The sequence below is a fragment of the Rhodanobacter koreensis genome (assembly GCF_054782855.1).
On record NZ_BAAGRR010000002.1, the window covers coordinates 560,940 to 575,110 of the forward strand.

General features: G+C 63.9%; 12 protein-coding genes. 7 read left to right on the forward strand and 5 right to left on the reverse strand.

The genetic code is table 11. From position 1 onward, the window contains the following. The first annotated feature begins 3 nt into the window (after positions 1–3). The 6 genes from ACYVKM_RS08405 (at position 4) to ACYVKM_RS08430 (ending at position 7,074) form a co-directional block, all read left to right on the forward strand. Entirely contained in the window at positions 4–1,242 is a 1,239-nt protein-coding gene (locus tag ACYVKM_RS08405; RefSeq protein ID WP_460877145.1) for an amidohydrolase family protein, read from the forward strand. Next, positions 1,242–1,946, forward strand: a complete 705-nt coding sequence (locus ACYVKM_RS08410) for a class I SAM-dependent methyltransferase (protein WP_460877146.1) — start codon at positions 1,242–1,244, stop codon at positions 1,944–1,946. Before ACYVKM_RS08405 ends, ACYVKM_RS08410 begins: the two co-directional genes overlap by 1 nt. A 24-nt stretch (positions 1,947–1,970) precedes the next feature. Continuing rightward, positions 1,971–3,497: a B12-binding domain-containing radical SAM protein gene (locus tag ACYVKM_RS08415; protein ID WP_460877147.1), complete on the forward strand. Its 1,527-nt coding sequence runs from the start codon at positions 1,971–1,973 to the stop codon at positions 3,495–3,497. Between the two features lie 2 nt (positions 3,498–3,499). Beyond that, positions 3,500–4,636, forward strand: coding sequence for a glycosyltransferase family 4 protein (locus ACYVKM_RS08420; RefSeq protein WP_460877148.1), 1,137 nt, complete (start codon positions 3,500–3,502; stop codon positions 4,634–4,636). Then, complete coding sequence (locus ACYVKM_RS08425) at positions 4,633–5,718, forward strand: glycosyltransferase family 4 protein (RefSeq protein WP_460877149.1); 1,086 nt, start codon at positions 4,633–4,635, stop codon at positions 5,716–5,718. Before ACYVKM_RS08420 ends, ACYVKM_RS08425 begins: the two co-directional genes overlap by 4 nt. A 207-nt stretch (positions 5,719–5,925) precedes the next feature. After that, positions 5,926–7,074: an acyltransferase family protein gene (locus ACYVKM_RS08430; RefSeq protein WP_460877150.1), complete on the forward strand. Its 1,149-nt coding sequence runs from the start codon at positions 5,926–5,928 to the stop codon at positions 7,072–7,074. A 143-nt stretch (positions 7,075–7,217) separates the two neighbouring features. On the opposite strand, the gene ACYVKM_RS08435 is transcribed toward ACYVKM_RS08430, so the two are convergent. The 5 genes from ACYVKM_RS08435 to ACYVKM_RS08455 form a co-directional block, all read right to left on the reverse strand. After that, positions 7,218–8,141, reverse strand: a complete 924-nt coding sequence (locus tag ACYVKM_RS08435; protein ID WP_460877151.1) for a flavin reductase — start codon at positions 8,139–8,141, stop codon at positions 7,218–7,220. 1 nt (position 8,142) lies between these two features. Beyond that, positions 8,143–8,796: a methyltransferase domain-containing protein gene (locus ACYVKM_RS08440; protein ID WP_460877152.1), complete on the reverse strand. Its 654-nt coding sequence runs from the start codon at positions 8,794–8,796 to the stop codon at positions 8,143–8,145. Between the two features lie 19 nt (positions 8,797–8,815). Continuing rightward, a complete protein-coding gene (locus ACYVKM_RS08445; protein WP_460877153.1) occupies positions 8,816–9,766 on the reverse strand; it encodes a methyltransferase domain-containing protein in 951 nt (316 codons plus the stop codon). A 178-nt stretch (positions 9,767–9,944) separates the two neighbouring features. Beyond that, on the reverse strand, positions 9,945–11,162 hold the full coding sequence (locus ACYVKM_RS08450) for a nucleotidyltransferase family protein (RefSeq protein ID WP_460877154.1): 1,218 nt from the start codon (positions 11,160–11,162) through the stop codon (positions 9,945–9,947). Then, complete coding sequence (locus ACYVKM_RS08455) at positions 11,137–12,648, reverse strand: B12-binding domain-containing radical SAM protein (protein ID WP_460877155.1); 1,512 nt, start codon at positions 12,646–12,648, stop codon at positions 11,137–11,139. Before ACYVKM_RS08455 ends, ACYVKM_RS08450 begins: the two co-directional genes overlap by 26 nt. Positions 12,649–12,906: 258 nt before the next feature. On the opposite strand from ACYVKM_RS08455, the gene ACYVKM_RS08460 reads away from it, so the two are divergent. Then, entirely contained in the window at positions 12,907–13,944 is a 1,038-nt protein-coding gene (locus ACYVKM_RS08460) for a serine kinase (RefSeq protein WP_460877156.1), read from the forward strand. Positions 13,945–14,171: the final 227 nt, after the last annotated feature.

Consider the following 14,171-nt stretch of genomic DNA (forward strand, 5'->3'; position numbering starts at 1 on the left):
CCCATGGACATACTCCAGGCAGCGATGGATGTCAGCCTGTGCCGCGCGGTCTCGGTCACGACGGAAGCCCGCTCGCGCGTACCGCTGCCGATCCGGGCAGGGCGGATCGGTTCGTCGCTGGCCGCGCGGGCCTACCGGGTCGATCTGCGCGACCACCTGATCTTCCCCGGCCTGATCAATGCGCACGAGCATCTGCACGTCAACTCCGTTCCACCGCTGAAAACCGGTACGCCCTTTCCCAACAGCTATGCCTGGATTGCGGCTTTCCAGGCGCATTTCGAAGAACCCGTCGTCATCGCCGCGTTGCAGGTGTCGAAGGAATTGCGGCTGCGGCATGGTGCGCTGAAGAACCTGCTTGCCGGCACCACCTGCGTGGCGCATCACGACCCGTGGCATCCGGCGCTCGACGCGACGAATTTCCCGGTCGCCCTGCTGCGCGATTACGGCTGGAGCTACGCGCTGGGCTGGCCCGGTTACGGACCTCCCGTCCAGCAGAGTTTTGCTGCCACACCCGCCGACCGGCCCTGGCTGATCCACCTGGCCGAGGGCACCGATGCGACGGCGCAGGCGGAGCTGGCACAGCTGGACCAACTGGGATGTCTGGCGGCGAACAGCGTACTGATCCATGGCGTCGGCCTGCGCGAGCAGGACATCGATCGGGTGATTGCCAGCGATGCCGCAGTGGTCTGGTGCCCGACCAGCAACCGCACCTTGCTTGGGCGCTCGCTCGATCCGCAGCGCCTGTGCGCGGCCGGCCGGCTTGCGCTGGGCAGTGATTCACGGCTCAGCGGTGCCCGCGACCTGCTCGAGGAAATGCGCGGCATCGCAACTCGCGGCGAGCTCAGCCCCAGGCAACTACTGGCGCTGGTCACGACGCAGGCCGCCCGCATCCTGCGCCTGCCTTCGTGCGGCAGCCTCATGCCGGGCGTACCTGCGGACCTGGTGATCGTCGAGGACCGCGGTGGCAGTGAGGAACGCAGTCTGGTGGACATTGAACGCAGCCAGATCCGCGCCGTGGTGCGCAACGGTGTCCCCTGTATTGCCGATACCGATTTTGCCGAATGGTTTGCCGTTGCCGGCATGGAAGCCGTGCCGGTGACACTGGACGGCAAGCCGAAGTTGCTGGCCAGGTCGCTGGCCGAGCCGGCGCTGCTTGCACTTGAACCCGGGCTCGAATGGGTCGCTGATCGGAACGAGCGCGAGCGCGAGCGCGATCTCGGCATCGAAGCGCGGTGCTACTGATGTCACGGCCACCGACTCTCGATCCCGCCGAGGCTTATGCGCTGTGGGCGCGCAGCTATCCGGCGCATGCGCACAATCCGGTCATGCACGCCGAGGAGCGTGCCATGCTCGGGCTGATGCCGGTCACGCTGCAAGGAGAGGTCGTGCTCGATGCCGGCTGTGGCAGCGGACGCTACATGCTGCACGCATTGCAGCGTGGCGCGGCTCGCGTGACCGGCGTGGATCTCTCGCCCGAGATGCTGCAACGTGCCGCCGCGGAGCTGGACACGTTGCAACCCGGCGCCGGTGCCGAGATCGAGCTGGTGCAGGGAAGCCTGGCGACTTTACCGGTGCAGGATGCGCTGGCGGATCTGACCGTCTGCGGCCTGGTCGTCGGGCATCTCGAGAACCTGCAACAGACGCTGGCCGAACTGCGTCGCGTGACCCGCCCCGGCGGCATGCTGTTGTGCAGCGACGTGCATCCGATCGGGCATGCGCTCGGCTGGCTACGCGATTTCAAATCCGGCAACCAGCGTTACGCCGTGCGGCATACGCAGCACCTGTACAGCGACTGGCATGCCGCCTGCGCGACGCTTGGGCTGCGGATCGAACAGGTGCTGGAACCGATGCTCGATCCGGCCGACATTCCCGCCGGCGCGCGCTTCGACCGCATGGCGCTGGAAGTGCCGGTGGCGCTGGTGTTCCAGCTGCGGCGCGTGGCCTGATCAACGAATACCTGAAGACGCCCCATGACTTATCGCCCCATGCCTCATCGTCCCTGCACGCTGCTGGTCAACCCGACCGTCACCACGAACCCGCGCTTTCCGCTGGCGCTGCTGAACCTGGCGGCGGCACTGGATCGCTTCGGCGACAGCCATATCGTGGATGGCAACATCGATCGGGATCTGGTGAGCGCGACCCTGGCCGCCGCCGAGAAGCAGCACTTCGACAGCCTCGGTATCGGCATCATGGGCGGGCCGCAGGTAGCGCCGGCGATTGCCGTGTCCAAGGCGATGCGCGAGCGTTATCCGTCGATGCCGATCATCTGGGGCGGCTACTTTCCCACGCTGTATACCGACACCACGCTGGCTGCGCCCTATGTGGACTACGCAGTGCGCGGGCAGGGTGACGAAAGCCTGGTCGAGCTGGTTTCGGCGCTGGCCCGCGGTGGCGGTCATGATGCATTGGCCAGGATCGGTGGTTTGTCCTGGCGCCGCGATGGCGAGATCGTGCACAACCCCAATCGCAGCTTCCATCGCGGCGATTCCGCGCTGGTGCTGCCTTATGAAAAAGTGGGCGACCCGGACAAGTATCTTGGCAGCACCTTTCTCGGGCGCCGTACGGCTGTGCACCAGGCGTCGATCGGTTGTCGCTTCCGCTGCACGTTCTGCGGCGTGGCGGCCATGTTTGGCGGGGCCACGTCGCTGCCGCCGACCGAACGCCTGGAGCGCGAGCTGAGCTATCTGAAGTACGAGCTCGGTGCCGATTCCATTCTTTTCTACGATCACAACTTCTTTGACCGCGAGCAGGACATGATCCCGATGCTCGAGGTCATGGCCAGGCTCGAAATGCCCTGGTGGTGCTTTGCGCGTGCGGACGCCCTGCTCAAGCTTTCCGAAAGCACCTGGAAACTGGTGCGCAAGAGCAAGCTGCGCATGGCGTACATCGGCGCCGAGTCACCGAGTGGCGCGATGCTCAAGGAAATCCGCAAGGGCACGCGCCCGGATCAGACCCTGGCCGTGGCCGAGCTGTGTCAGCGCCATGGGGTCATCCCCGAGTTCTCCTTCATGCTGGCGCCACCGGTCAATACCGAACAGGAAACCGAGCTGACGTTCGAGTTCATCCGCGAATTGAAACGCATCAATCCCGCCTCGGAAATCATCACCTACATCTACACGCCCTTGCCGGAGGGCAGCAAGCACGAAAAGGATCGAGGCAAGCGTGAATCGATGCCGTTGCTCGACGTGAATGGTGAGCCGGTGGTGTTTCCCTCGACACCGGACGAATGGACGGAGCGTCGTTGGGTGGACTATGCCTGCCACGCCGATGCTCCCTGGCTCACCGACAAACTGCGTCGGCGCATCTACGATTTCGTTACCGTGCTGCGCTGCCGCTTTCCCACCGTGCAAGACCAGCGCGCGCCGCATTGGGCCAAGCGCGGCATGAGTGCCATGGCATCGTGGCGCTATCGCCATCGGCGCTACAACCATCCATGGGAACTCAATATCGCCAATCGTTTCGTGCAGCTGCGCAAGCCGCAAATCACGGGCGCGTAGCGATGGCGGCCTTGCACGTGGCGCAGATCAACTTCCTGCCTGCGCCCGCAGGCCTCGCGCATGACGAGGTTCTCGAGCGATGGCCTTCGCTGGTGGATATCGCCGAAGTGGCTGCCAGTGGCGGAACCCGGGTTACGGTGGTCCAGGCGGCGGCACGCGACGGTAGGTTGACCCGCAATGGCATCGACTACCACTTCGTCGACACCACAGGGCTGCCCGGGGTGACAGGCCGCGGCCGTCGTTTCGCCCGTCTGCTCGCCGACATCAAGGCCGATGTCATGCATGCAAACGGCCTGGGCTTTGCCGGGGATGCATTTGCCGTGTCGGAATGTCTGCCGCTGCTGCCGATCCTTGTTCAGGACCACGCCGATCGGCTGCCGCGCTGGTGGCGGCGGCCGCAGTGGCGGCGCTGGTATGCGGCCGTTTCGGGTGTTGTCTTCACGGCGCTCGAACAGGCGCAGCGGTTCAGTGCCGCCGATTTGTTCGGACCGCAGGTACGGCTGTTCGCCATCCCGGAATCCAGTAGCCGTTTCACTCCTGGCAGCCGCGTCGATGCCCGCGCCGAGACCCGACTTCATGGCGATCCCTGCGTGCTGTGGGTAGGGCACCTGAGCCCCGGCAAGGACCCGCTGACCGTGCTCGATGGCGTGGCCCGGGCCGCGTCTCGGCTGCCCGGCCTGCAGCTTTGGTGCGCCTTCGGCAGCGCGCCGCTGCTCGACGTGGTGCAACATCGCATTCAACACGATCCGCAGCTCGGCGGGCGTGTGCACCTGCTGGGCAAGGTGACGCACGCGCAGGTTGAAGTGTTGATGCGAGCCGCGGATCTGTTCGTTTCGGGCAGTCACTCCGAGGGTTCCGGCTATGCGCTGATGGAGGCTTTGGCCTGCGGTGCGGTGCCGGTAGTCACGGACATTCCCTCGTTTCGCGCGCTGACCGGCAACGGCCGTGTCGGCAAGCTATGGCCCTGCGGCGATGTGGCACGACTGGCCGAGGCACTGGTCAGCATCGCGGCAAATCGACCATCGCCGGAGCAGGTGCGCGCCCACTTCGACGCCACGCTGTCGTTCACGGCCGTGGGCCGCCAATGGGCGGACGCTTATGCGCAAGTGCTCGACGACCGGCGACGGAGGGCAGGGTGAAGCTCGCCCTGGTGGTTCCAGGTGGTGTGGATCGCACCGGCGAGTTCCGTGTGATCCCGGTGCTGCTAGCTTTGATCGAGCGGTTGGCGCAAACGCACGAAGTACATGTCTTCGCGCTGCGGCAGGAAGCGAAAGCGGGTCGCTGGGAGCTCGCAGGCGCCACCATCCACAACATCGGCGACGGCTGGACCCGGCTGCGCGCGATTGCAGCGATCCGCACCGAACATCGCCGCGCACCGTTCGATCTGGTCCATGCGATCTTCTCCGGTTCCTGCAGCCTGGTCGCCGTCGCCGCGGCAAAGCTGCTGCGGCTGCCGAGCCTGGTGCATGTCGCGGGTGGCGAACTCGTCGCCTTGCATGAGATCGACTACGGCGGGCGACGGAAATGGAAAGGGCGGCTGCGCGAAGCGTGGGTGCTGCGCGGCGCCGACGTCATCACGGCGGCCAGTGTGCCGATCATCGAATCGCTGCAGGCGCTTGGCCTCGAGGCGCAGCGCGTGCCGCTCGGTGTCGACCTACGGGCATGGCCGCCGCTCGCGCCGCATGAGCGCCAAGCGAAGCAGGCGCAACTGATCCACGTCGCCAGCCTCAATCGCGTCAAGGATCAGCCGACCCTGCTGCGGGCGCTGGCAGCCTTGGCCGAGAAAGGGCTGGAATTCGAGATCGATATCGTTGGCGTGGACACGTTGCAGGGCGAGATGCAGCAGCTGGCTCGCCAGCTTGGACTGGAACACCGTGTGCGGTTTCATGGATTCAAGACGCAGCGCGAATTGCGCCCGATGATGGAGTCCGCCGATCTGCTGGTGATGTCTTCGTTGCATGAGGCAGGCCCGCTGGTCCTGCTGGAAGCCGCGGTGGCAGGCGTGCCGGCGGTCGGTACAGCGGTCGGGCATTTCGTCGAGTGGTCACCTTCGGCGGCTTTGGCGGTGCCCGTCGGAGACGCGCCGGCACTCGCCAATGCCATCCATCGAATGCTTGCCGACGAGGAATTGCGGCTCCGAATGGCCAGGGAAGCACAGCACCGCGCGATGCTGGAAGACGCCGATTACACCGTTCGAATGTTCCAGACTTTGTATCCGTAGAAACCTTGAATAACCTCGAACGTCGTCATTCGTCGTCAATCCAGCGAAAGCTGGAATCCAGTGCCCGACTGTTCATGTGCTTGGAGTCGCTGGATGACCAGCTTCGCTGTTGAAAAGCACCTCCAGCTTTCGCTGGGATGACGGGCAAAAGCCAGGTCATCCGAGGTTCTCCGCAGCATTCCTCTTTCGTGGCACGGTGAAGCAAGCATGTCGAACTCGACGGGCAGGCGCATTCCGTCACTGGACGGATTCCGGGCGATCTCGATCCTGATGGTGATCTACGGACACCTCTGTGGCACACGGCACTTTCCCGTCTCGATCCAGGAATACGGTCGCTGGTGCGGCGATGTCGCCCATCTCGGCGTGCTGGTGTTCTTCGTGATCTCCGGCTTCCTCATCACCTCGCTGCTGATGAGCGAGCGCGAGATGACAGGGGCCATCTCGCTGAAGCGGTTCTACCTGCGCCGGATAGTGCGGATCTTCCCCGCGTTCTATGCGTTCATTCTGGTGATGGCCATCGCGACACTGCTGGGTGCGGTACAACTGACGGGTCGGGATTTTGCCTACGCCCTCACTTACACGGTGAATTTCGAGCCAAACCGCTCTTTGCCGATCGGGCATCTCTGGTCGTTGTCGGTCGAGGAGCAGTTTTATCTGCTGTGGCCGCTGACGCTGCTGGTTTTGCATGAGCGTCGCGCCTTGTTCGCCGCCGTCGTGGCGATCTTCACCGGTCCGTTGGTGCGCGTGGCCATCCTCGAATGGATGTTCCATGTCGATTCCCATTCGCTCAATGGCATGTTGACGAGCTTCCCCGCCATGTTTGATTACCTGGCCGCGGGTTGTGCCCTGGCCCTGCTGCGGCCATGGCTGCTGACCCGGACGTGGTACCTGCGCCTCACCGCCAGTCCCTGGCTGGCGCTGGCGGTGCCTCTGGTGCTTCTGATCAATCGCATGGGCAGCGATCCCGTGGCAGTCCTGCTTGGGTCACCGGTGATGAACGTGTGCATCGCGTTGCTGATCGAGTCGGGCACGCGTCATGCGGGTTCGTTGGCCGGACGTTTCCTGAACTGGAAACCCGTCGTCTTTCTCGGCGTGCTGAGCTATTCGCTGTATCTGTGGCAATCGCCTTTCTTTGATCACCGGTCCGACGCATGGATGAATGCATTTCCGCAGAACCTGATGTTCGTTTTTCTCGCGGCGCTGGCATCCTATTTTCTTATCGAGCATCCATTCGTTCGCTTGCGCAGAAGGTTGCGGCGCGACACTGGATTGCCTACACGCGTGCAAGGCATGGCAAGAAGGGAGTGGACGGTACAGGAAGAGGCGGTGCCGGCGGCGAGCCGCAGGCACAGGTGAATGGTGGGCAGATCATCCGTGCGTCGGGATCACGTACTTCGCGCCGGACTGGAGCAGGTCGAGGACTGCGCACACGGCGCGCACTCGACGATGGTGTCGCCGGTCAGGTGAAAATCCCTATTGCTCCTGCCGCTCCAGGCAGGTCAGACCTCCGAAAACGGCCTGCCCTTTCGGTGACGATAAGCTTGATGAAAGCCTGCCGTGTGATGCAGCTGAGTGCCTTCCGCGAGATCCTCGTGTGAAACGATACGGCCAAGGAACAACGTGTGCGAGCCGACCTCCTGGCGATGCACGATGGACAGCTCCTGAATACGCAGGGCCGCAGCAACGACGGGAATGCCGAATTCCCGCGACAGTCGAGCAGGAAACGGCAGCGCATTCCAGTCTTGGAACGGGTGCTTGTGATACTCGGCGAGCTTGTAAACGGCTGCCTTCATCGTCGCGGGAATGCCGGACAGGGCAACCTGGCGCACGTCGCGCATGACGGGTACGGAAACATTGGTGCTGCGCAGCGCGAGCGAAAAAAGCCCGCTCCGCTCCAACGGGCCGATCAGATCCATCGGGAAGATATTCCGGTGCCCGGGCGTATCGACCGAAACAAGGATGACTGGCCGCGGACACAGATAGGCGATCATCAGCTGCTGTACCGCGGCAGGTTCCGGAGAGAAGTGCTGCGGCGAGCGATTCTTCAGCATGAGGCGGTTCTGAAGCCGCGTGTTCCACGAGCGCAGCGGCCAGCCGAGACAGCAGTGTTCGCCAGCTGTGACGTAGTAGAGGCTGAGCGATGTCTCTGCCGCAGCGATTGAGGCCGAGCGCGTCAGGTGCAAAACGCCAAGAAGCTTTCCCGTGGCGCGATCACGGTACTCGAGTTCAGGACGCTGGCCGGCATCGAGACTGGTCGCGATCATCAGTGGCACGAGCGAAGCCACGGTGTGGTCCGCCGTGACATCTGCCGACTGACCGTCCCAGTGCAAGGTGGCGGTGACCATCTGCTGCGGAGGGGTGACGGCAACCGTCGACCATTGCGGCAATGGACGCACATACGGCCTTATCCAGTCCTTCCACATCTCAGACTCTCCGAAACAGCAAGAACACGTAGGGATCGGTGGCCAGTCCGAAGCCACGTGGGTTGAGCTGTTCCATTCGGAAATACGGTGCCGCTGCCCGCGCCACGACACGCGGTGCAAAACGATGGATGCGGCTTTCGCTGGTGATGGCGTAATGGCCATGCCGCACAAGATTCATGACGTTCGACCGCCACCAGCCGTAACGCGCATCACCGAGGTAATAGGGATTGAGCATGCTGGCCAGGACAAAGCCGCCTTGCTGGACCACGTGCGACAACTCTTCGAAAAGCAAGGCGTGGTCCGCGAAATGGTTGAGCACCGCAAAGTTCGCCATGACTGCCTGCACCTTGCAGGCGAGCGGCGACGCAACCGCGATAATGGTTTTGCCGGCGATTTCCTCGCGGCAGAACTGCGCCAGGTACTCGCGCATCGCTGCCGACGGCTCATGCACGAAAGTCGGGTGTCCTTCAGCGGCATACACCTTGGCATCAAGGCCGGTGCCAGCACCGAAATCAAGCACGGCGGCTCCCGCGGGCAGCAGATCCAGCGCCAGCTTCTGAAACCTGTCGCGCACCCGTCGGTCGCGCTGCGAGGCCAGCATGAATGTGTGGTATTGCTCTCCGGTATGCACGTCGTCGACTACCCTGCTGACCAACTCGTTGTCTTCGTCACGATCAAGCGCCTTTGCGGGCTACGTAAAGGCGAAATTTCGAAGGTTCCCTCCTGCCACGAAGTCTCGCCACGAGAGGGCGCATGGCCCAACGCAGGCCATACCACGGACGATGCACGTCCCAGTGGATCGACAGCGCGGTTTCCATCCTGCGCAGGCGCTCGTCGGTAAGGTAGGCAAGGGCGGCGATGGAATCGGCAGCTATGCCATGACTCTGCAGAAAGGCCGCGCGACGCTCGGCGAGCATCTGCCTGCCGCTTTCCTCCCGGGTGTACCACGGCGTATCGCTGATGATCACCATGCCACCCGTTCTCACGCAGCGCATCGTCTCGCGCAGGCTGGCCTCGTAATCTTCGGCGTAGTGAAACGAGGCGTTGAACACGGCAGCGTCGAACTGTTCGTCCGCAAACGGAAGACGACGTATATCGGCCTGGAAACGTGAAAAGAGTTTCGGCAGGCGCGTCCGGTAATGCCGGGCGGCTCCCAGTCCGTCGTGTTCGTTGGTGAGCAGGTCCACCGCGCAAGGTCGATACCCTGCGAGTGCCAGGCGATAGCTCATCCAGCAGTTGCCCGCACCGAGGTCCAGAATCCTGCCGCCACATTCGATGCCATCGAGCAGATACCGGACGAGGTAATCGTAGCTGCGAGCCCTCATCTGCCACTGTCCGCGGTTCCTGCCCGACGTATCCCGGTAGGGAAGGGCGAGGTAGAAGTCTGCGCTTTCGCTGCCGCGACCTTCCGACTCCCGTATCCGCTCGTAATCCCCCATGAAGCGGGCATGGTGCGCGATCGACTCCGGTGGCAGCGCATGCGCGAGGCCGTCGTCGATCACGATGGCAAACCCGCACGCAGGGCATTCCAATGCATCGATACCGGTTCCGCACCGGGGGCATCGCAAGCGGATGCCTGACAGCGATGGATCCTCGGTGGCTGGGCAAGCGTGCTGCGTGCTCATCGCCCCTCTCTCTCCCGATTGCGTCCGGATTGTTTGCGGACAGGTCTATGGAAGCCTCGACATCCGTCATTCCAGCGAAAGCTGGAATCCAGTGCCTTGGCTGTTCAAGGACTTGAAGTCGCTGGATTCCAGCTTTCGCTGGAATGACGAGCAAAAACCGAGTTATTCGAGGTTCCCCCTAAGTCACGGAAGCCGGAATTTCCAATGCCGCGCGCACCACGTACAGCGTGTCCATTCGCGGTACCTGTCGGGTGAGCAGGGTCAGGATGCGCCGCCCCTGTTTCTGCCTGACCCAGCTTTGTCCCTGCAGCCACAACTGTGTCCGTACCATGTCGGCACGCTCCTTGACGGCTTCCTGCGGAGGCCTGACACGATTCCTGACGTAGTGCCCCACTTCGTGGAGGGAGCGGGCCCATTCGATGCCGGCGAGCGCGTGCAGCCAAAGTTCCGAACACGAAACCTGGGTCAACGTCTGATGACGCGAGATGGTCCGCAGCAGAGGGTGGCAGTCGCGCTCAAGCTGGGCGAACACGGCGTCGGGAATCGCACTCGGGTAGTAGCGCGCGAGCAGGCGCAACGGCGGCAACGCCCACCAGGGAGCATCGGCGGCATGCTCATCCCACAGGACGTTCCAGTCGCCTGCGGTCATGCGCGTGGCCAGCAGCGCGATGTCGTTCAAATGCAACAGGCGCAGGCTGCGGCCACAGATGTTGCCTGCCGCATGCAGCAGCAGATGGTTCATCAAGGCGCCGTTCGACGGATATGGATTCAGGCCGGGCAAAGGCTCACGAGGATAGATCCGCTCGGTGATGTCGATCGCCGATACCGGCAGACGTTCCTGGATGCGCGTGTGCAACTCGATATTGACCGGGGTGTCGCGGTGTTCGCCCAGCCCCATGGGAGGCCTGCCAGTCGCAGGCTTGAACACCCTATGCTTCCACGCGACGAACGACTCCACGTAGCCCAGGTCCTTCAGCAACCGGATCACCGGCCCGGCATCTTCCTCGCGGACCAGCAGGTCGATGTCGGCCATCGGGCGCTCGCCCGGCACGTAGATTCCCATCGCGTGCAACGCGGAACCCTTCAGGGCAACGATGGCCAGCCCGGTGGCGCTTGCGCAGGTGTCGATGCGCTCCAGCAATGACGCGATGCGTCGATGGCGAAGCTCGACATGTTCGCGCTGGCTCTCCAGAAACTGCCGCCATTCCGGGTTTTGCCAGAGGGAAGACTTGCACAGCAGTGGTGACACGCCGTGGGCGGCGGCGGCAGCCGCGGCCAGCCGCCACTCGAGAGCGCTCCACTCTGGCGTTGCGCTGCCCGGCTGCACCAGCTCGATGGCAAGTGCTTCAGTGGCGCGGCGCAAGCCGTCCCTAACGGTTTTGAGCGGTGGCAGCATGGCGCAGCGCCTGGGGATTGTCTTGTTCCGTGCCGAGCGGTGCCGTGGCGTCTTCGTTACGATGCGCCTGCTCACAGGCGATCAGCGCATGCCATCGCGCATCGAGCGCAGCACATTCGTGGCGATGGCGCTCCGGTTCCGTGGTGGCCTTCGATTGCTGCAGGGTGACTTGCTCATGCAGCAGGTCGCGCACACGGCGATAGAAATCCGAGTCGTAGGCGCCACGAAACATCATGGCCAGGTCACCGCTGTCCTGCCAGTTCGTCTTTGCGCCAAGTTGGGCCTTGACCCGCTCGTAGAATTTCGTGCCGGGCAGCGGATAGGAAACACTGACGCCGATGTCGTCCGGCGCAGCCTGTGTGACCAGTTCGCGGGTGGCCAGCAGATCGGCCAGATGCTCGCCCAGATAGCCGAGCTGGATGAAGAAGCCCACGCGGATGCCGTGCTCGCCCAGTCGCATGCGGGCAGCGATCAGATCGGCGACCTTGGTGCCCTTGGTCATTGCATCCAGTACGCGCTGGCTGCCGCTCTCCGCACCGATCCAGGCCTCCGCGCACCCGGCTTGCTCGAGCGCGCTGGCCATGCGCTCGCTGATCAGGTCGGCGCGGGTCTGGATGGTGAATGGCACCGAACCGTCGGCAGCGCGCAGGTGCCCGGCAAACTCCGTGACCCAGTCGACGTGGAAGCCGAAGATGTCGTCGGCCAGCCAGATGTGATCGGGCCGGAACGTCTGTTTCAGATAGGTCATCTCCGCCGCGATGTCCTGCGGGCCGCGCTGCTTGTAGTGGTTGCCCCAGATCGGCTTGGCGCACCAGTTGCAGCGAAAAGGGCAGCCGCGCGACGCCGCCATGTTGAGGCTGAAGTAGCCATGCCGTTCCAGCCACATCGCCCGATAGCGTTCGATGTCGACCAGGTCCCAGGCGGGTCGGCCGGTCAGTCGCGGATCCGGCGGCTGTGCGCCCAGGCGCATCAGCTGTATCCGTCCATCCACCAGCGTCGCGATGCCGGCGATGCCGGAGGTCCAGTCCCGGGTATCGATTTCCGGGTCACGGTCCAGCCGTTCGATCAATTCGACCAGGGCTGCAATGCCTTCGCCGATCAGCACGACATCGGCGCCCACCGCGAGAAAGGCATCCGGATGGTCGGACGCATCGGAGCCCGCAACGATCACCCGGGCGCCGTGGGTACGTGCCTCGGCGATCATCTGGCAGGCCGCGTCGCGCATGCGGCCGAGGCACATCTTGGTCAGGTAGTTGAAGTTGTCCTCGTAGAGGACGACCACATCCGGCCGTGCGGTGTGCAGGGACGCCTGATAGTCCTCGACGCCGTCGGCCAGCATCGCGTCGAACAGGCTGGTGGCGTGTCCCATTTCCCTCAGCAGGGCGGCAATCTGGATCGTGGCGAGCGGTGGATAGGGCTTGCCGCGTTCCCACTGCTTCCGGTCGTAACTAAGGAAGTAGGAGTGGCCAACCTGGATATTCAGCATCGCGAAGGGTCTCGTAAGCCGTAGGGCAAGCTTCGACAGCGCATCGGCGCCGGGCCGGCGCGCCGGCTCCAACGATCAACGTTGACTGGACGTGAGTGCCCCGGTGGCCGGCTTCGGTTGCCTCGTGCGAAAAATAGTCGGATGCCGTGCGCCGCAAACGGCCATCGACGCAACCTTTTCCTGCCGATGCGGCACCTACGGGCCAATCCCCTTCGTATCCGCGCAGTACGGTACCCGGCAATCAGACGGCTGAAACTTTTGATCGACGACGATGGCCTTGGCTTCCGCGCCGGCGTTGCAGACGCCGGTGCGGATCCTTTTTGCGAGTGGCCGGCCGGCCGCCGCTATTCGGTGTGCCGGCAGATCCTGGGCGGATGTTTCCGCTTCGAAAGCACCAGCGAAGCGCTGCTGGATCTGGTCGAGGACGCCTATGCAGGCCTGCCGTCGCACCATCTGCCGATGGACGCACCGGAGTTCCGTATCGAGCTGCGTCTGCTGCCGTGGCAGGTTTTGCCGAATACCGTCGAGCCGCCACCGGTGCGGGTGCAATCCGGTGCGGGCCTGCTCTGCGGCGTGATGGATGCGTCGAACTATGTGGTCCTGGCGCCCGAACAGCGCCGCGCCCTGGTGGTGGCCTCGGAGGACACGCTCAGCCATCCTTACCATCTGCGCTACGAACTCATCGAATTTGCCGTCTTCACCCTGGCGACGCGCGGACTGGGCCTGGTCCCCCTGCATGGCGCCTGCGTCGGCCGGCAGGGGCGCGGCATCCTGTTGCTGGGGGCCAGCGGCTCGGGCAAATCGACCCTGGTCTTGCACAGCTTGTTGCAGGGCCTGGATTTTCTCGCCGAAGACGCGGTCTTCGTGCAGCCGGAGAGCCTGCTCGCCACCGGCGTCGCCAATTACCTGCACGTGCAGGCCGATGCGTTGCGCTTCATCGACGACGACAAGGCCACGCGCTGGATCAGCCAGGCGCCCGTCATCCGCCGCCGCAGCGGAGTCGAGAAGTTCGAGGCCGACTTGCGGCTAGGCCATGGCCAGCTTGCGGCGGCTCCGCTGGAGCTGGTCGGCGCGGTGTTCGTTTCCAGCCAATCGGCCGACGATCCGGATGTCTTGTTGAGTCCTGTTCCTCGTGATGAAGTCGCCGCACGGCTACGCGCCGATCAGTCGTATGCTTCCGGACAGCCAGGCTGGCATCGCTTCGAACAGCGACTGCTGGAAGTGGGTGTCCACCAGCTGCGCCGCGGGCGTCACCCACGGGATTCCGTCGACGCGCTGCACCGGCTTCTCGACTGATGTCGCTGCTCGCCGCGTCCTGTGCCACATTGGAGAAAGAGGCCGTCTGCAATGAGGCATTGTTGGCCGCAAACGATTCAGGCAGTTGCACCGCATCCGGCAGGTAACGATGGGCATGCCAGCGGCGAAGAACTTCGGAGTATCGGAGCAGGTGGCATAGTCGCCGTGGGCGTCTCACACTCTCGCGTGTCGGGACCTCGGAAGAATCCGGGGTAGTTCAACGTCAA

Bases quoted from the DNA above. Each gene is read 5' to 3' on its own strand.
- ACYVKM_RS08405 (WP_460877145.1), top strand. From the start codon at position 4: ATGGACATACTCCAGGCAGCGATGGATGTCAGCCTGTGCCGCGCGGTC.
- ACYVKM_RS08410 (WP_460877146.1), top strand. From the start codon at position 1,242: ATGTCACGGCCACCGACTCTCGATCCCGCCGAGGCTTATGCGCTGTGG.
- ACYVKM_RS08415 (WP_460877147.1), top strand. From the start codon at position 1,971: ATGACTTATCGCCCCATGCCTCATCGTCCCTGCACGCTGCTGGTCAAC.
- ACYVKM_RS08420 (WP_460877148.1), top strand. From the start codon at position 3,500: ATGGCGGCCTTGCACGTGGCGCAGATCAACTTCCTGCCTGCGCCCGCA.
- ACYVKM_RS08430 (WP_460877150.1), top strand. From the start codon at position 5,926: ATGTCGAACTCGACGGGCAGGCGCATTCCGTCACTGGACGGATTCCGG.
- ACYVKM_RS08435 (WP_460877151.1), bottom strand. From the start codon at position 8,141: ATGTGGAAGGACTGGATAAGGCCGTATGTGCGTCCATTGCCGCAATGG.
- ACYVKM_RS08445 (WP_460877153.1), bottom strand. From the start codon at position 9,766: ATGAGCACGCAGCACGCTTGCCCAGCCACCGAGGATCCATCGCTGTCA.
- ACYVKM_RS08450 (WP_460877154.1), bottom strand. From the start codon at position 11,162: ATGCTGCCACCGCTCAAAACCGTTAGGGACGGCTTGCGCCGCGCCACT.
- ACYVKM_RS08455 (WP_460877155.1), bottom strand. From the start codon at position 12,648: ATGCTGAATATCCAGGTTGGCCACTCCTACTTCCTTAGTTACGACCGG.